The sequence below is a fragment of the Dyadobacter sediminis genome (genome assembly GCF_005860765.1).
Classification (GTDB): Bacteria; Bacteroidota; Bacteroidia; order Cytophagales; family Spirosomataceae; genus Dyadobacter; species Dyadobacter sediminis.
In genome coordinates, this window is sequence record NZ_VCEI01000029.1 from 1 (window position 1) to 18375 (window position 18375).

General features: G+C 41.8%; 15 protein-coding genes and 1 tRNA gene. 11 read left to right on the top strand and 5 right to left on the bottom strand.

Going from position 1 to position 18375, the window contains the following annotated elements; genetic code table 11:
- Window positions 1–893 precede the first annotated feature (893 nt).
- Window positions 894–2054 carry a sialidase family protein gene (locus FEM55_RS19495; RefSeq protein ID WP_138283080.1) on the bottom strand — a complete coding sequence of 387 codons (1161 nt, stop codon included), beginning with the start codon at window positions 2052–2054 and terminating at the stop codon, window positions 894–896.
- A gap of 584 nt (window positions 2055–2638) precedes the next feature.
- On the opposite strand from FEM55_RS19495, the gene FEM55_RS19500 reads away from it, so the two are divergent.
- From FEM55_RS19500 to FEM55_RS19510, 3 genes are read left to right on the top strand one after another with little or no spacing between them, the layout of a single operon-like run.
- Window positions 2639–3355, top strand: a complete 717-nt coding sequence (locus FEM55_RS19500) for an SDR family NAD(P)-dependent oxidoreductase (RefSeq protein WP_138283081.1) — start codon at window positions 2639–2641, stop codon at window positions 3353–3355.
- Between the two features lies 1 nt (window position 3356).
- Window positions 3357–3560, top strand: coding sequence for a hypothetical protein (locus tag FEM55_RS19505; RefSeq protein WP_138283082.1), 204 nt, complete (start codon window positions 3357–3359; stop codon window positions 3558–3560).
- A gap of 5 nt (window positions 3561–3565) precedes the next feature.
- A complete protein-coding gene (locus tag FEM55_RS19510) occupies window positions 3566–4813 on the top strand; it encodes an NAD(P)/FAD-dependent oxidoreductase (RefSeq protein ID WP_138283083.1) in 1248 nt (415 codons plus the stop codon).
- Window positions 4814–5271: 458 nt separating this feature from the next.
- On the opposite strand, the gene FEM55_RS19515 is transcribed toward FEM55_RS19510, so the two are convergent.
- The 4 genes from FEM55_RS19515 to FEM55_RS19530 all read right to left on the bottom strand — a co-directional run bounded on the left by FEM55_RS19515 (window position 5272) and on the right by FEM55_RS19530 (window position 7482).
- Window positions 5272–5345: transfer RNA gene (locus tag FEM55_RS19515), tRNA-Asn, on the bottom strand.
- A gap of 83 nt (window positions 5346–5428) precedes the next feature.
- On the bottom strand, window positions 5429–5710 hold the full coding sequence (locus FEM55_RS19520; RefSeq protein ID WP_138283084.1) for a hypothetical protein: 282 nt from the start codon (window positions 5708–5710) through the stop codon (window positions 5429–5431).
- A gap of 30 nt (window positions 5711–5740) precedes the next feature.
- Window positions 5741–6361 (bottom strand): 16S rRNA (guanine(527)-N(7))-methyltransferase RsmG, encoded by a 621-nt coding sequence (gene rsmG / locus FEM55_RS19525; RefSeq protein WP_138283085.1) that lies wholly within the window; start codon window positions 6359–6361, stop codon window positions 5741–5743.
- Entirely contained in the window at window positions 6352–7482 is a 1131-nt protein-coding gene (locus FEM55_RS19530; protein ID WP_138283086.1) for a glycosyltransferase, read from the bottom strand. Before FEM55_RS19530 ends, rsmG begins: the two co-directional genes overlap by 10 nt.
- A gap of 111 nt (window positions 7483–7593) precedes the next feature.
- Here FEM55_RS19530 and tgt point away from each other — a divergent pair, with 111 nt between their 5' ends.
- The 8 genes from tgt (at window position 7594) to FEM55_RS19570 (ending at window position 18357) form a co-directional block, all read left to right on the top strand.
- On the top strand, window positions 7594–8727 hold the full coding sequence (gene tgt, locus FEM55_RS19535) for a tRNA guanosine(34) transglycosylase Tgt (protein WP_138283087.1): 1134 nt from the start codon (window positions 7594–7596) through the stop codon (window positions 8725–8727).
- A gap of 223 nt (window positions 8728–8950) precedes the next feature.
- Window positions 8951–10402, top strand: a complete 1452-nt coding sequence (locus FEM55_RS19540; RefSeq protein ID WP_138283088.1) for an OmpA family protein — start codon at window positions 8951–8953, stop codon at window positions 10400–10402.
- Window positions 10403–10533: 131 nt separating this feature from the next.
- Window positions 10534–11637, top strand: coding sequence for a UDP-galactopyranose mutase (gene glf / locus FEM55_RS19545; protein ID WP_138283089.1), 1104 nt, complete (start codon window positions 10534–10536; stop codon window positions 11635–11637).
- A 133-nt stretch (window positions 11638–11770) separates the two neighbouring features.
- Window positions 11771–14104: a GumC family protein gene (locus FEM55_RS19550; RefSeq protein ID WP_138283090.1), complete on the top strand. Its 2334-nt coding sequence runs from the start codon at window positions 11771–11773 to the stop codon at window positions 14102–14104.
- A gap of 30 nt (window positions 14105–14134) precedes the next feature.
- Window positions 14135–15139 (top strand): N-acetylneuraminate synthase family protein, encoded by a 1005-nt coding sequence (locus FEM55_RS19555; protein WP_138283091.1) that lies wholly within the window; start codon window positions 14135–14137, stop codon window positions 15137–15139.
- Complete coding sequence (gene neuC / locus FEM55_RS19560; protein ID WP_138283092.1) at window positions 15136–16278, top strand: UDP-N-acetylglucosamine 2-epimerase; 1143 nt, start codon at window positions 15136–15138, stop codon at window positions 16276–16278. The genes FEM55_RS19555 and neuC overlap by 4 nt, the downstream gene beginning before the upstream one ends.
- Window positions 16278–16985, top strand: a complete 708-nt coding sequence (locus FEM55_RS19565) for an acylneuraminate cytidylyltransferase family protein (RefSeq protein ID WP_138283093.1) — start codon at window positions 16278–16280, stop codon at window positions 16983–16985. The genes neuC and FEM55_RS19565 overlap by 1 nt, the downstream gene beginning before the upstream one ends.
- Before the next feature lie 73 nt (window positions 16986–17058).
- Window positions 17059–18357 carry a CDP-glycerol glycerophosphotransferase family protein gene (locus FEM55_RS19570; RefSeq protein WP_171036613.1) on the top strand — a complete coding sequence of 433 codons (1299 nt, stop codon included), beginning with the start codon at window positions 17059–17061 and terminating at the stop codon, window positions 18355–18357.
- Window positions 18358–18375 lie beyond the last annotated feature (18 nt).

The following is an 18375-nucleotide window of genomic DNA, read 5'->3' on the forward strand; positions in this document are numbered from 1 at the left end:
TTAAGCCTGCCGCTAGCGTTCATCCTGAGCCAGGATCAAACTCTCCATTGTAAATGTTGTTGTGGCTGCTGTCAAATCCAATCCATAACAGATCTTCCCTAACAGCGCCGAATTCTCCTAAACAAATCTCCTTGTTTTGCTCTCTTCATCATGTCAAAGAACTTGGCCCTGATTGCCTCAGAACTGATGGCCTTGCCGCTCGCAACACCCGTTATTTCCCGATTGGGAGTGCAAAAGTGCAACTTTAACCTTTTATACGCAAGTGCAGAACCAAAATATTGCTGAACTTTTTTCAAGATATTTCCTAACCCGTTGATAATCACATTTATTTAACGGAAAAGTTTTTCTAAAAACTTTCAAAAACCTCACAGATGCTTCCCAAAGACCTTCCAAATACCAGCTTTGAGCCGATCCGTTCTTTATAGACGAAAGTATTCCAGCACATGCATCTTTAACAGGTTTTCCTGCTTTAGGATGTCTCCAACAGGCAAGGCACGGTTTAAACGATAATGCGGCCAGCCGTCTCTGTCGGTATATTCACAGAGCTTTGAAATAACAGCTATTATTTTGCCTCTAAAACTTTTTGTCTTACTTGCTTTGGCAATTTTCCAAATCCGGATACGGAACAGCTATTTTCGAACTAAGCTTGATATTGTTGATCTGGCAGTGATCAATGTGTATTACAGGATTGTTTGCTAACCGGAATCGATTTGAATAAAATCATGTATGTAGCCCGTATATGTTATAAGCAGTACTTTTTTCTGACAAGCCAGAAAATTACCGGCTTCCAACATTGACTGATTTCGGGAAATGCACAATTTAAAATGACCTTGCAAATTTTACGAGAAAGTGGATAGACCACATTTATCGTATTCCATTAAAGAACCATCAACCTAATTCTTCCAAGTAACTTTTTTAAATACGATCGACTTATAACCATTAAACTCATACAAAATCCCCAGGTTTCTTTTCCCTATTTGTACCAGATCCGAATACGCCGTGTAATCCTTCTCGCCGTTTTTGCTTTTGTCCACTACATAACTCTGGGTCCAGGTATTTCCGTCGTCAAAGCTGATCCTTATTGTAAGGTTGTCACGTTCCTGAGTGTGGGCTGCGTTTGAGAATGCGAGCATGCTGTATTTTTTGTTTTTACCAATGGTCAGGATGCTTCCTTCGCAAACCGGATCGGGCAGGTTATGATCAAAATAAGTAGTATCCCATTTTACGCCACCATCGCTGCTTACCGCCACGATGCGTGCCCGTACATCTCCTTTTTGGTTTCTTGCATTGAACATAACTCTGCCTCCTGAAATTTCTGCGGCTGTGGATTCATTGGATCCTTCGAAAGAAATCGTTTCACTTAGCTTGAATGTCTTCCCATGATCATCGCTGTAAAATCCATGCGCCTGGTAATCCGTAGCTTTTGCTTTGGGCTCGCCGGCTGAATGGTTGGCTGCAATATAGATCCTGCCTTTAAATTGTCCCTCGTTTATTTGCATACCGTGTCCGGGCGTGTTGGCGTAACTCCTCCAATCCTCATTAAAATTGTAGTCTGCATTCACATCGGGCATTTTCGGTTTGTGAACCTGCAACGTAATGTTGACAGGCTCGCCCCAGGTTGCGCCTGCATCCGCCGAGGTTTTATACCAAACCTCGCGCAGTCCTTTCCCTTTTCTTACTTCGCCTTCGTGGTTATTTCCTGTATTGAAAAACAAAAACAATCTTCCTTTTGGAAATGCCGGATCACTCAGATCAAACACAGGAGCCGGATTTCCGGCCTGAAGCTTGTCATAACCGGCTATCACCTGAGATGCCGACCATGTTTTGCCTTTATCTTTGCTGCGTTTCATGACAATGTCAATGTCACCAAAATCTCCGCTTCCGGCCACCCTACCCTCGGCAAATGCCAGCAAGTCACCATTTGGCGCACGCACGATGGCGGGAATACGAAACGATTTGTAACCTTCGGTGCCAGAAACAAAAACAGGCGTCTGCGCCTGAACGGTAAATTGGCAAATCAGAAATGCAATCAGGGTTAATTTTACAATCTTCATGCTTAACCGCTCTGTTTTTCAATTTTAAAAATGTTGTTTTCTCCTTCCTTTTTAACCTGCTCCTGCACCGGCTGCACACAATGCCAATCGTGTTTTGGCAAATGGAACAAGTCTTCAAATAAATTTTTTGACAGTAGCTACGCCTTCATCGCCATGCAGGTAATCAACTCATTCGTCGTTTTCCTGATCGGAAAAGCGGTAGCAACTCCAGTTATGCACCATCGTATGCCATCTTACTTATTTCCTGTCCTGCGCAAGCATATAAGCCAAAAGCATGGCAATACTTACTTTATCATGCAATCACCGGAACTTCATATTCTGCCCGTTTTTCTGCACCAGTTTACCATATATATTTAAATTAAACATCCCGCCAAACTCTTTATCTCAGCTACGCTTCCCTTATATAATCAAGCATTTTGCAGCCAAATGCAATCCGATGCGGATCATTAATCTATTTTGGTATGATCTGGCATTATATTTAAAATAATGGTCTTATATTGGAAAAATGCGACCTTGCCTCCGGCGGCGCATAATGAGCCTAAGTACCGGATCCGGAGACCATCAAATTCTAAATCAATGCGCTGATGACTTTTAATGGAAAAAATATACTTGTTGTAGGTGGAAGCTCCGGCATTGGTTTGTCACTGGTTAAATTCTTATTCGGAAACGGTGCGTCGGTTTATGTGATTTCACGGTCAAAGCCAGCCGATCTTCCCGAAAGTGTTTCACACTTGCAAGCCGATGTGACTGGTGATCTTGAAGCAATCAGCAATTTTTTACCGGAACAACTGCATGGTCTGGTTTATTCTGTTGGCAGCATTAACCTGAAACCATTCAACCGCCTTACGGCCGACGACTTTTTGAATGATTACCGCATTAATGTACTGGGTGCTGCGCAAATTATTCAGCATGCCATGAAACAATTGAAGAATGCGGCAGGTGCTTCCGTAGTGTTGATCAGTTCTGTCGCGGCCAATACCGGACTGCCTTATCACGCCAGTATATCAGCTGCCAAAGGTGCCGTGCAGGGATTGGCTATTTCGCTGGCCGCTGAGCTGGCCGGCCAGAAGATCCGGGTTAATTTAGTGGCGCCTTCACTCACCGATACACCCATGGCCCAAAATCTGCTGAGCTCGCCCGAAAAACGCGAAGCATCTGCAAAAAGGCATCCGCTTGCCAAATACGGGCAGCCAGAGGATATCAGCAAAGCCATCGCATTTTTGTTATCAGATGACAGCAACTGGATAACCGGCCAGATCATCGGCGTTGACGGAGGCCTGAGCAGACTGAAAACCGTTTGATATGGGTACCTATATAAAGAGCGCGCAGATTGCTGAAATATTGGCCGACGATGTGCTCCTTGGCCAGGATGGCATCGTTGATCCTATTCAGGCTGAAATCATAATCGTAGCTAGATTGAACTTGTATTTTTTATCGCAGTCTATTGGCCGGTTGGCATACGCCAGGACTAATATTGAGCCACTTGAACTGAATCAGCCTTATTAAACGCCATGGAAGATAATTTGGATGTCATCATCATCGGTGCGGGGTTAGCAGGATTGACAGCCGCAAAATTGTTAAAGGCTGCTGGAAAATCAGTCAAGATACTCGAAGCTTCCGACCGGCCGGGCGGCCGGGTAAGAACGGAGGAAGTTGATGGTTTTCTGCTGGACAGAGGATTTCAGGTTTTGTTGACCGCCTATCCCGAAACGAAAAGGTTCCTGGATTATGACGCTCTTGAATTGCAAAATTTCGATCCCGGCGCATTGATCCTAAATGAAACCGGTACCACAAAAATCGGGGACCCGCTTCGGCAGCCCGGCGCATTGATCAGCACGCTTGCATCATCCGCAGGAACATTGGCCGACAAATTCCGTATGCTTGGATTGAAGTTAAAACTGACCGGTAAAAGCATTGACGAAATTTTTGCCAGCGATGAAGCGACCACTTTGGCCTATCTGAATGACCAGGGATTTAGTCAGCGAATGATCAGCCAGTTTTTTAAACCCTTTATGTCCGGAATTTTTCTGGAAAATCAATTGAGCACTTCGAGTCGGATGTTTGAGTTTGTATTCAAAATGTTCAGTCAGGGCAATGCGGCTGTTCCCGCCGGAGGAATGGGTATGATACCAATTCAGTTAGCCAAGGGACTTGCAACCAACGAGATCGTTTTTGATCAAAAAGCAGTGTTTATCGATGGCAATAAAGTAACAACAGATTCCGGGCAAATTTATAAAACAACAAGTATTCTCATTGCAACGGATCAGCTTGAAGTGCCGGGCCCGTTTTCGCGAACACCCTCTTCTTATCATTCAGTTACCAACATGTATTTTACAGCAGGCCACAAACCTTATGCGATGCCATTGATTGCTTTAAACGCATTGCCAGAGAAATTGGTAAACAACATGGCAGTGATGAACCAAATTGCTCCCCAATATTCTAAGAATGGTGATGCTTTAATTTCTTTATCGCTGATCGGAGACCATTCCGGCACAGATGATTCCAAACTGCAATCCGAAGTATTACATGAAATGCAAGCATGGTTTCCGCATGCTACGCAATGGAAGCATTTAAAAACATTTCATATAGGCTACGCACTACCGAACGATGACAAGGTGACTGGCGACCTGAGTCCTCAGGCAAACCGGCTAAATGAGGAATGCTTCATTTGCGGAGACTATCTCATGAACGGCTCGATCAACGCCGCGATGAAAAGCGGGAGACTGGCAGCAGAGGCGATTATTATCAGCCGGAACTAGTTTCTAGATTAAAATCATACGAGCTTATCCATGAACTGATCACATAGACCGGCTAATTGTTATCTATATCCGTATACGAAGTTTTACATTGCAAAAGCATTGGAAACTACGTCATTGCCAGTAGTCAAAGCTATTTGTGTCAGCATGTTCTAATATGTACATTCCCAAACCAATGGTAGCTAGATGATCCTCGCCAATGATAAGCCGCATGGAGCAGCTCTAAATTGACGCTATCAATTACTTCGTTGACGACCTGGCGAGCAAGGTCTTTAGAAATTAACTTATTTAAACAGGGAGGAAGCAGCATTAATTGCTGCTGATAGAGCTTAAAGGTTGGTTGTTGCCTGACAATCAGTCATGTAGCGCTATTAACTGAAAATAACCAATTCTACGAAATAATGGCAAGGCTATAAATGAAAAAGAAGCTGCCTTATTAAGACAGCTTCTTCACTTTAAGGCTCCCGAAGCTGGGCTCGAACCAGCGACCCTCTGATTAACAGTCAGATGCTCTAACCGGCTGAGCTATTCGGGAATCGATATCCGGTTATGTACTCGAATTGTGGTGCAAATCTAAGAATTCAACTTATACAGTGCAAGTATAATTTTAAAAAATTATCAGCTTTGAACCTGCTGAAGTATTAACTCCTTGACTCTCTTGGCATCTCCCTTTGTAAAATTATTGATAATAATTTCCGGCCGCATTCTCGGAATGACTCTTATGGTTGAAAAGAACATGCCGCTCTCGATCTCCACTCCTGAAATGTCACTATAGAAGACAAAGTTGTCCGAACTCTTGAAAAGTTTCTTGATTGTAAATGTTACGCCTTTCTCTCCAAATGTTACTTCGTCCGGAAAAAATGGATTCATTAATCCGCTGGCGCTGTATTTTTCGTTCATATAGTTTGGATTATACGTTATGGTTTGAAGTTATAAAGGTACATACACAACTTTTTTGGTCTCAAAAAATTCTTCATCAAAGAAACCGGAAAGCTCATATATCCGCGCTTTTTCTTTAAGCTCCGACAATTCTTCTGTAAGATCGCCTCCTTTCAGGTACAAAATGCCATTCTTAAGCGGATGAAAAGAATTTCTGCTGATGTTCTTTTTAACCCAGCCTACAAACGGTGCCATGCGGGTAACAGCCCTGCTGACAACAAATTCATAGGAATCATCCAGTTTTTCAGCTCTTACCTGCTCGGCTTTTACATTGTCCAGTTCGAGCGCCTGCACAATTTCCTGAACTACTCTGATTTTTTTGCCAATGCTGTCAACCAAATGAAACTGCGCCTTTGGAAAAAGGATGGCAAGTGGTATTCCCGGAAAACCTCCGCCGGTTCCTACATCAAGAATGCTTGTGCCGGACTTAAATTCCAGAACCTTAGCAATTCCGAGTGAATGAAGTATGTGCCTTTCATAAAGCGTTTCGATATCCTGCCGGGAAATTACATTCACACGTGCATTCCAGAATTGATACAACGCTTCCATTTCCCCGAACTTATCGCGTTGCTTGCTGGAAAGATCAGGAAAATATTTATTAATCAGTTCCATGATTTACGCGGTTTTCTATTGATCAAAGTCAAAAATCCAAAAATGAGATAATACATAAACAAGGCGAAATCCATCAACAGCAAACTAGCGCTTTCTACTGTTTTATTAAGTTTGTTATTGATGAAATTTAAAATCAGCCACTGAACCAGCCATTTGATCCCGAACGCTGCAACAAGTATTTCTATAAAAAACAGGTTACTTGTCAGTATGCCTGCTATCAATACAGCAATTCCCGTAATCCATACTGCTATATGTGCGCCTGAAAGCAGACCAAGCAATAGCTTGTTGCGCATTTTGTAATATTTACTGACGGCAAGATGGCGCTGTTTTTGCCGGTACCAGGTTTTCCAGGTGCTTTTAGGCTCCGAGTAAATAAAGGAATCTTCTTCTATAGATATGTCGGTGTTGGAGCCCGTAGAGACTTCGTTCAGAAATATGTCGTCATCACCGCCGAAAACATGCTTGTGCCTGTAAAATCCCTTGTTTGCAAAAAATAACGACTTCTTGTATAAAATGTTCCGGCCAACACCCATATAAGTAAAGCCTGCAAGGGCAAAGGACAAGTATTGAACCGCAGCATAAAACGTTTCACACCGTATAAACCAGTTCAGCAATCCCTTTTGCTTGATATAGGGTGAAAACCCGAGCACAATGTCTTTATTTTCACTGACTCTGGACGTCATGGCAGTAATCCAGTGTGTGGAAACCGGCCGGCAGTCCGCGTCTGTCATCAATACAATCGGAAACTTTGCCTGTTTCATTCCAACTGTGAGTGCGTATTTCTTCGGCGTTATGTGCGTAAATTCATCATTGATGCGGATGTAGCGGATGTGTTTCCATTTAGTGATATTTTCCCTGATGAACTGTTCGCTTCCGTCATCCGAACGGTCATCCAGCATGATAACTTCAAATTCGGGGTAATCCTGAATGTCAAGCAGCGGAATCAGCTGCTTCAGATTTTCCAGCTCATTCAAGGCGCAAACGAGGATGGTAACGCCGGGCCTTGTATTTCCGTAATTAGCTCCTTTACTGTAAAACGCAAGTCTTGTGAAAAAAAAGAGATAATAGAATAACTGAATAAAAACAAACGCCCCCAGCGCATAGAGTAAAGAGTAAGCCACAATAGAAGAGAGTTGTAAAATTTTATCATATTCCTTGCAAATATACTGTCATTGTCAGGAATGTTAGAGACCTTCATTCTATTTTTGCACCTCAGTATTCAAAACCGTTAAATGAAGTTTACATTACAAGTTGAAGATTCCCAGTCCAAAGCAAGAGCCGGCTTTATTGAAACGGATCACGGGACGATTCAGACACCTATATTTATGCCTGTCGGAACAGCCGGAACAGTAAAGGCGGTTCATCAGCGGGAATTAAAGGAAGACATCAAGGCCCAGATCATACTGGGCAACACGTATCATCTGTATCTGAGGCCGGGCCTTGACATTCTTCAGAAAGCAGGCGGATTACATGCTTTTAACGGCTGGGATCGGCCCATACTGACCGACAGCGGCGGTTATCAGGTTTATTCGCTTGCCGGCACGGGGAGGAAAATCAACGAAGAAGGTGTGGTATTTAAGTCACACATTGACGGGAGCGTACACAACTTTACACCGGAATCCGTAATGGACATCCAGCGCATTATCGGTGCCGATATTATGATGGCATTCGACGAATGTACACCGTATCCCTGCGACTATTCCTATGCACGGAGTTCTATGGAAATGACGCACAGGTGGCTTCAACGATGCTGTGCAAGATTTGACAGTACCGAGTCACTATACGGCTACAGCCAGACACTTTTCCCGATTGTACAAGGAAGTGTTTATAAAGATCTTAGAAAACAATCTGCGGAAAGGATTGCATCCTTTGAACGAGAAGGAAATGCGATCGGCGGATTGTCCGTAGGCGAGCCGGCCGAGATCATGTACGAACTTACGGAAGTAGTCTGCGACATTCTTCCGAAGAACAAACCGCGCTATCTGATGGGTGTCGGAACGCCGGCGAATATTCTGGAAGGCATTGCTCTGGGCGTTGATATGTTCGATTGCGTGATGCCGACGCGGAATGCGCGGAATGGCATGATTTTTACAACCGAAGGTGTAATAAACATCCGTAATGAAAAATGGAAAGACGATTTGTCGCCCATTGATGCAGGACTGGGCGGATATGCAAGTACATTTTATAGTAAAGCATATCTGAGGCATCTGGTTAAGTCCGACGAGATGCTGGGCGCGCAAATTGCCAGTGTTCATAACCTGACATTTTATTTATGGCTTGTTAATACAGCAAGAGAAAAGATTATAGAAGGCAGTTTCTTGAGCTGGAAAAAGGAAATGGAAAAAAAATTAATTCAACGGCTTTGAAAGTTCACAAAAGCAAGTTTCTTTCGGGCAATAATTGAATTAATTAGTAGGAAAATTTCTCATTTGTGTCAACATAAGTTGATAAAATGATATTGTTAACCTATTTTTGTGCGCACTAGGTATTTGGTTCATGTATGTTTGGCCATGAAATAATTATATAATTTTACTCATAATTGACTATTGATCAATCCTAGTTAATCTTAATAACGCTAACTTGAATAGTATGAAAAAAGTATCCCAGTTGATTTGTTCGTTTGCTTTGGGGTCGATGATGGCACTGCCTTCATTTGCACAGCCACTAGAGCAGCCGAATTCTCCGGATTACAATCCAAAAGCAACCTATGATGGTCCTTACAAATTGAACACATGGTCAATTTCCGCACACTTCGGCCCGTCCATGTTCTTTGGAGATTTAAGAGAATATGACTTTTGGCCAGTTACTAAAACAAGTTCTGACAGCCATAAGGAATCCGGTACTTTTCAGGGTGGCCTTACCATAAACAAACAACTTTCATACTTGTTCGGAGCGCGTCTTGACGGTTCAATCGGTAACCTAAGAGGTATGAAACGTCGTAACTACAATCGCTATTTTGAAGGTGATTATTTCGATGTTTCTCTTGCCGGAACAGTAAACCTTAAAGGTCTTCTGATGGGACCTAATAAAATGAAGCGCTGGAAAGTAGATGCGTATGTGGGTGTCGGACAGATTTTTTACGATGCTACTGCTTACGATCTTACAGGCGGTATCAAACTTCGTGAAACAGGTAAAAAGAATGACTGGATCATTCCTACCGGTTTGAATATCAATTATGAAGTTTCCAAGAGATTTGATATCGGTCTTGACTTTCGTTTAAACCATACAAACTCCGATTATCTGGATGCAACTTACGGAGGTGATTACGACAGAACTCCCAACAGCTTTGTAATTGAAGATCAAAAGACTTCCCGTAAAGGAAATTCAGAACTGGACAGCTACGGATACGGATCTATTCAGTTAACTTACAAGCTTGGTAAAAAAGCATTGAAAGTTGCTAAAACAGACGGCAAATGGGATTACAAACCGGAAGAAGGGTATTATCACCTGCGTTACACAGATCCTAAAGTGCTGATCAAACCGCCAAAAATTCTCACGCTGGAAGAAATGGATTCGGTTGCAAAAGCAAACCGCCCGGAAGATATCGATCCAAGATTATTGCTTGATACCGATGGTGATGGTGTTTCCGACTTCTTCGATAAAGAACCGAATTCACCTGCAGGAAGCGTAGTAGACGGTAGCGGACGAGTTCTTGACTTTGATTCTTACGTTAAAAATGCACTTGCAACAGGTGCTGCATGCAGCGAGATCTTTGCAAACGTGATGTTTGATACTGATAAAAATACCATTAAGCCTGAATACGAAGAAATGCTTAAGAATGTAGCAGCACTGATGAACAAAAACGGATGCCGTCTGCAACTTGCTGGCCATACTGATCGCCGTGCATCTGACCGCTACAATATTGCATTGTCTCGCCGTCGTGTGGATGCTGTTAAGGATTACCTTGTTAATCAGGCCGGCCTTACAGATCCTAGCAAAGTTATCGTTGACTACTTCGGATCATTCAAGCCAATCGCTGACAGCGGAAGACGTGAAGGTCTTCAGAAAAACCGTCGCGTAGAACTTAAATTACTTCCATAGTATTTGAAGTACTTCCAAAGAGAAAGGCTCCCAATCGGGAGCCTTTCTCTTTTCTGAAGCAAGAAAATTCATAAAAGCTGAGATAGAAAAAATTGTTATTGTCAAATTTTAAAAACTGAAACCTAGAATTGATGAAAGAATACGATTACCTTATTGTAGGTGCTGGCTTATGGGGATCTATATTTGCACACGAAGCAAACAAGAGAGGCAAAAAATGCCTTGTCATTGACCGCAGAACACATACAGGCGGAAACATTTATTGTGAGAATGTAGAAGGAATTAATGTTCACAAGTATGGTGCTCATATTTTCCATACGAATGATAAAGAAATATGGGACTATGTAAATTCATTTGTCGAATTTAACCGGTATACCAATTCACCTGTTGCCAATTTCAATGGTGAACTGTATAATCTTCCGTTCAATATGAACACATTTTACCAATTATGGAAGGTTAAAACACCGGAGGAAGCAAAAGAAAAAATCCGTCAGCAGGTTGAAGAAGCTGGTATTACAGATCCGGAAAACCTGGAAGAACAAGCTATTTCACTTGTAGGAACCGATATATACCAGAAACTGATCAAAGCTTATACGGAAAAGCAATGGGGAAGAAAGGCTACGGAACTACCGGCTTTTATTATTAAGCGTCTGCCAGTTCGTTTTACATTTGATAATAATTATTTCAACGATCGTTATCAGGGAATTCCTATTGGTGGTTACAATAAATTGACAGAAGGTTTGCTGAAAGATATTGAAGTACGAACCGGCGTTGACTTTTTTGAGAACCGTGAGGAATTTACAAATATGGCCGAAACAATTGTTTATACCGGGCCGATTGACGAATATTTCAGCTTCCAGTTTGGCCAGCTTGAATACAGAAGCCTCAGATTCGATAACCAGTTATTGGATCAGGAAAATTATCAGGGTAATGCGGTTGTAAACTACACAGATGGAGAAACACCGTTTACCCGTATCATCGAACACAAACATTTCGAGTTCGGGACACAGCCCAAAACCGTTATTACACACGAGTACCCGCAGGAATGGGTGAAAGGAGCGGAACCATATTATCCTGTAAACGATGATAAAAATACTGCTGTTTTCAATCAGTACAAAGATCTGGCTGCTCAGGAAGAAAATGTCATATTCGGCGGCCGGCTGGCAGAATACCGCTATTATGATATGCATCAGGTAGTTGGCTCTGCATTGAAAAAGGTAAAGACTCACTTTATCTGATCTGTTTTTTCCTGCTTTTAAAAATCCTTGTCCGACAGCTGCATTACGGTCAAGGATTTTTTTATTTTTTCAGCTATCGTGTTACTTCATTTACAAACCTGCGTCTAAACCGTATATTCATTTTAACGGTAGTATGCAGAGGAAATACTTGGAGGAAGTTACCAATACAAAGGCGGACATATCCGGCGCTTTTTCCCATGTCCTCTTTTTGCATACGATCTGGCATTATCGATTCTGGGTCCTGATTTCAGTAGCTTTTTCCACAAGTGCAGCATGGATTTATCTGAGATATGCAACACCTCAATTTCAGGTTACAGCTTCTATTCTGATCAGAGATGATTCAAAAGGAACGCAGCTCGGTGATAAAACCCTTGAAAATCTTGGCTTTTTTACACCTGAAAGTAACGTTGACAATGAAATAGAAGTGTTGAAAAGCAGAACATTAATGGAAAGTGTCATCAATGATTTACAGCTTTACACGCAGTATCATGCATCAGGACGAATAAAGACTACAGAGCTTTACGAGAAATCCCCTTTTCAACTCACATTTCTGAATCATAAAGAAGATCCGGCCGGTAAAAAGAATGTTTCAACCTACGATGTAAGCCTTGGTAATAAAAACCGGTTTATACTTTCCGGCCATTCTGTTCATATTAATGGCACCTTTGGAGATACGGTTTGTCTTCCGCAAGGTAAAGCCATACTTGACAGAACAATCCAGCCCTTTGCTGCGGAGGATAAATATGCCATAACCGTTTCGGATAAAGACCAGCTTGTTGAAAAGTACAGCAAAGGACTTTCTGTCTCGGCAACCAACAAAATGGTAAGTATGGTTAGTTTTTCATTGAATGAAGTACTTCCGGCAAAAGGAGAAGCCATTCTTGAAAGACTGATTTCAAATTACCTGCAGGCAAGTATTCACGACAAAAACCGTATGGCCGATAGCACACTGGCCTTTATCAATCAAAATCTTGATGAAGTTTCCCGTGAACTGACCAGCATCGAGAAACAGATTGAACATTTCCGAAGAGCTAATCATCTGACTGACAAGGATGAAAATGTAAGGCAACTGCTTGTAAGATCGGACAGATATACATTGGATCGAAATAACCTGTCAATCCAGATGAAGGTTGTACGGGCATTGCAAACCTATTTGGGTGAACGCCCGGAAAGCATTGTTCCTTCTTCACTTGTACTGAAAGATCCTACTTTTACCGCGTTGGTTCAAAAATACAATGAACTGCAGCTTGTTCGTCGAGGAACACTGATGAGTATGGAAGAAACACATCCTTCCGTTCAGTCCATGAATGCACAACTTGATCTGCTGCGAACCGATTTACTTGCAAGTATCAATGCACAGTTTCAGGATATCCAATTCAGCCTTTCCGGAATAGACCTTTTGAATAATGATTTTCAGGAAAAGCTGGACCGGGTTCCGGCACAAGAACGCATTTTTCTGGAATATGCAAGACAACAGCAAATAAAGCAGGATTTATATATCTATTTATTAAAGAAACGTGTAGAAACTGCTATTTCCAAATCCTCTACATTGGCCAATGCCCAGATTATTGATGCACCCAAATCAGGTTCCGAACCGGTTAAGCCAAACAAACAACTTGTATTGCTCATGTCAGGTTTTATCGGGCTTGGATTTCCAATTGCTGTTTTGCATCTCAAAGATATACTAAATGATAAAATCAGATCCAGATCAGAACTGACCGCCTATGTAGAAGCGCCTGTCCTGGCAGAAATTGGTCATGTTAACCAGATCGGCTCTAATATGGTAGAAACACAAAACTTAAATCCGGTTGCAGAACAATTTCGTGTTTTACGTACCAATATTCAATTCGTATCAGCATCCGGTGAGGTAAAAACCATACTCCTGACTTCCAGTATGGGTGGAGAAGGAAAATCATTTATAGCCATAAATCTCAGCCATTCACTGGCGATGGCAGGGAAAAAAGTCATTTTGCTTGAACTTGATTTGAGAAGGCCAAGACTGGCAGCTTACCTGAATCTAAAAACCAACGGATTCACAGACTATGTCATTTCCGACACGGAACTTAATGACGTCATACAACAAAGCAGAACACAACATCAATTCGACGTTCTTACATGCGGAACCCAGCCTCCGAATCCGTTCGAAATGCTTGCCATTCCAAAGGTTAAAACAATGATTTCCCGATTGAAAGATGAATACGATTATATCATTCTGGATACGCCTCCTGTCGGCCTGGTTGCCGATGCACGGATGCTGAGCGAATTCGCAGATTTATGCATCTATGTTGTGCGTCAGCAATTTACATTCAAGCATCAAATGGAGACGATCCGGGAAATATATGAAAGCAAACAACTGCCCGGGTTTTACCTGGTCCTTAATGATGTCAGAGCAATGCCAGGTTATGAAAATACATATGGCTATCACCAGCAGCAGAAAAGTCCGTTTTTTATCAAAAACAGCATGTGAGCATTTAACTTTTATCGGCCACTAAATTGTATGGGTAAAATCTATCTCATTGCAGAAATCGGGCAGGCACATGAAGGAAGCCTGGGACTTGCTCATTCCTATATAGATGCACTGGCAACAACCGGTGTAAATGCGGTGAAATTTCAGGTCCATATTGCAGAAGCAGAAAGCAGTATTTACGAGCCATTCCGCACTGAATTTTCCTGCGAAGATAAAACCAGAATGGACTACTGGAAACGAATGCAGTTTTCCAAGGAACAATGGGCCAGTTTAAGAAGGCATTGTGATGAAAAAAAGCTGGACTTCATTGCAAGCCCGTTTTCCATTATGGCCATTGAATTACTGGAAAGTATTGATACGCGGAAATATAAAATCGGCTCAGGTGAAATGGATAATTTTCTGATGCTTGACAAGATAACCGGTTTGAAAAAGCCTGTTATTTTATCATCCGGAATGAGCTCGATTTCCGAGTTGGATCATACCATAAATCATCTGAAGAATAGAAATTTGGACTTATCTCTTCTGCAATGCACTTCCTCCTATCCTGCTGAACCGCATCAATGGGGGTTGAACGTTATGGGGCTTTTTAAAGAACGTTACAAGATTCCGGTGGGATTTTCCAGTCACTCCGGAGATATTTATGCATGCCTCGCTGCTGCAAGTTTAGGTGCGGAATTGCTCGAATTTCATGTTGTATTCGATCAGAAGATGTTTGGACCTGATTCTTCCTCTTCCATTCCAGTTTGTAAAGTAAAGAATCTTGTTCATGGAATCCGCAAGATAGAAGCTGCTTTGAACAATCCTGTCGATAAAAATAGCCTTACCGAAGCTGAATCAATGAAAGCAATTTTTGGCAAGTCGCTGGCAGTAAACAGAGATTTACCGCAAGGACATGTAATATCAATTAATGATCTGGAATCAAAAAAGCCGGCCGGTTACGGAATTTCTGCAAAAAACTATCAGGATATTATTGGTAAAAGGCTGAATAAAGATCTGTCTCAATGGGATTTTATCACAGTAAATGATTTAGTATGATCAGAAAAATATGTATTGTCATCACAGCCAGAGCAAGTTACTGCCGGATTAAAGCAGCTTTGAATGAAATCCGGAAACATCCCGCTCTGGAATTGCAGCTTGTCGTAGCAGCCAGTGCTTTGCTCGAAAAATATGGCTGTATACTGGATAGCTTGGAAAAAGATGGTTTCTGCATCACAGCCAAAATATTCAACATGCTGGATGCAGATAACAATACAGCCGCAGCGAAAACAACAGGTTTGGGTACTATTGAACTTGCCTCCCTGTTTGAGAACATCAAGCCGGATGTCGTTATATCAATAGGTGACCGGTTTGAAACCCTGTCAACTGCCATTGCTGCTTCTTGTATGAACATTACACTTGTACATGTCCAGGGCGGAGAAGTTACCGGCAATATAGACCAGAAAGTAAGGCATGCAGTTACGGAACTGGCTGATGTACACTTTGTTGCTACCGCGAAAGCACAAAATCGCCTTGTTCAGATTGGTAAAAATCCGGAGTATGTTTTTAATACGGGCTGTCCGTCCATTGATCTCGCACTTCAAGCAAAGAACATTACACAGTATTGTGAATCAGAAACTTGTGAGAATAAAAAACCAGATGCCGGTGAAAAGTATCTTGTTGTGATGCAGCATTCGGTTACAACAGAGCTCCAATATACCCGTAAACAAATCCGGGAAACATTGAATGCAGTTAAAATACTGAATATCCCGACCTACTGGTTTTATCCGAATGCTGATCCGGGTTCTCCGGAAATAACAAAAGGTATCAGGGAGTTTGAAGAAAAGTGCCATGATCATTTAATCCGGTTTGTGAAAAATTTTGAACCTCTGCAATTTTTACAATTGATCCGGAACAGTTCCTGCCTGATCGGAAATTCAAGTACCGGAATCAGGGAAGCATCGTATTTGGGAATTCCGGTTGTAAATATCGGCACCCGGCAGGCCGGAAGAGAAAGAGGCAGTAATGTTACGGATACCGATTATGACTGCGAAAAAATAGTACAATCCGTGAACAACCAGCTGCTTCACAGGCGCTACTCATCCGAGACTATTTATGGAAACGGGCATGCGGGAAAAAAGATTGCTGAACTGCTCGCCACGATACCGCTAATTGCAGACAGGAAAACAGATTACTGATGAACGGATTTCCTGAAATTCTCTGCATTATACCTGCAAGAAAAGGATCCAAAGGAGTTCCGGGCAAAAACCTGAAATTGCTGGGCGGCAAACCATTAATTCAGTATACCATAGAATCTGCGATTGAATGCAAATGGCTGAGTACCATTGCAGTTTCAAGTGATTGCGAAAACATTCTGCAAATTTCCAGACGGTTCAAGGGAATTGAAACACCATTTGTCAGACCTGCCGAATTTGCACATGACAGTGCTCCTTCCATTCTGGTATTGAATCACGCCGTTAAATATTATCAGGAACAGGGAAAGAAATTTGATTATGTATGTCTGCTTCAGCCAACCGCTCCTTTTCGCAGCAAGAATCTTATTAACAAAGCAATTGTAAAAATCATGGAAACCAAAGCGGATTGTCTTGCAACCGTCAGCAAAATACCGGACCAATACAATCCTAACTGGGCATTTCAAATGAGCAAGGACGAACAGATTTTTCCAATGATGAAAGAAGAAATGCTGGTTTCCTGCCGACAGCAACTAACAGACGCATTTTACAGAAATGGCAAAGTTTATATTATTAAAACGGAACTGATTCAGAACGGAATTTTACTGGGTGGAAAAATTATCGGCCTGGTTTCTGAGCCGGGAATCAACATTGATACACAAAGTGACTGGGAAAAAGCCGAAAATTACATCAGAAATGGAGCAATCATATAAAAAACCGGTACTGCTCCTGATTACAAACAGTTTTGCGGCAATTAATGTAATTCATAGTGGTTTAATCAAAGAAATGGACAGAAAGTATGAAGTTCATGTTCTTTCCAGCCTGCTTGGAGAACCAGAAATTGCCTTGATTAATAAACATTTCCATATACATACACGTTTGATCGACATTCCGTTTCCTGCTGAAAACCGCCTGATTACTTTCCTGAGGAAAATGCAGAAAGCAATTTTCTTTTACTACTTTCATATTGAAACATATAAAATAAAATCCCTGGAAGGAAGTGGCATTCTGAGTTTTGTTACCTCTCGAATTTTGTTGATTCTGAACGTGTTGAATCTGAACAAGCCTTTCCTGATTCTTGCTAGAAAGCTGATTATCAATTTTTCGCGCCATTCACCTGTTCTAAAAAGATTACATTCCTTTCAGTTTTGCGGCATCATTTCTTCTTCTCCGCTTGACATTGTTGAAAACCGGATTGTTAATTTTTTAAGCAAAGACAAAATTCCTTGTGTTGGAATGATCATCAGTTGGGATAATCTTACTTCCAAAGGCATTATCAATGCAAATCACAATTGCATATTGGTCTGGAACCGGTTTATGGCAGATGAGTACCGGAAATTCTATTCCATTTTCGGCAGGAACGGATCTGAGGTTTGCATTACCGGAATTCCAAGGTTTGATATTTATTTCAGGAAGTCTGCGGATGCATATGCCGAAACCGATTTCAGAAGAAAGTATAGTATAAAACCTTCTGATAAAATCATTCTTTTTGCAACCAGTTCCTGTAAACTTTTCCCTCATCAGATTGCCGTCACGAAGGATTTAATTGCCTATACGCATGAGCATAAAAATATGGTACTGATTATAAGATGTCATCCGGCAGATCACTTTTATTTATACGATCCGTTTTTACATGAAGAAAATCTCCGAATCTGGTTTCCTGACGATCCGGTAACGTCAGTCAAGTCAAAATCAACAGCACGGATGCCGGATTTAAACTTTCTGGATTCACTAGCAGAAATGATCCGGCATTGCGATGTTTGTATCAATGTTGCTTCAACGATGAGGCTGGATGCAGCTGCCTGTAACAAGCACATCATCAGCATTGCTTACGATGGAACTAATCCATTGCCTTATTCAAAATCCGTTCGCAGACTTTATGATTTCAGTCACCAGATTCCTTTGAACAGGCTGAATATTGATAACAGGGTTACAAACAAAGAGGAATTATTTAGTGCTTTAAATACTGTTTTATCGGAAAAGCCGGAATGTGATCATCTCAGTAAGATCGAGCCGTTCCTTTTTCACAGAGAACCGCAGTCCGTCCATGCAGCCATGTCAGCAATTGAAAAATGTTTGGGATAATTTCTGAAATGTTCCGGA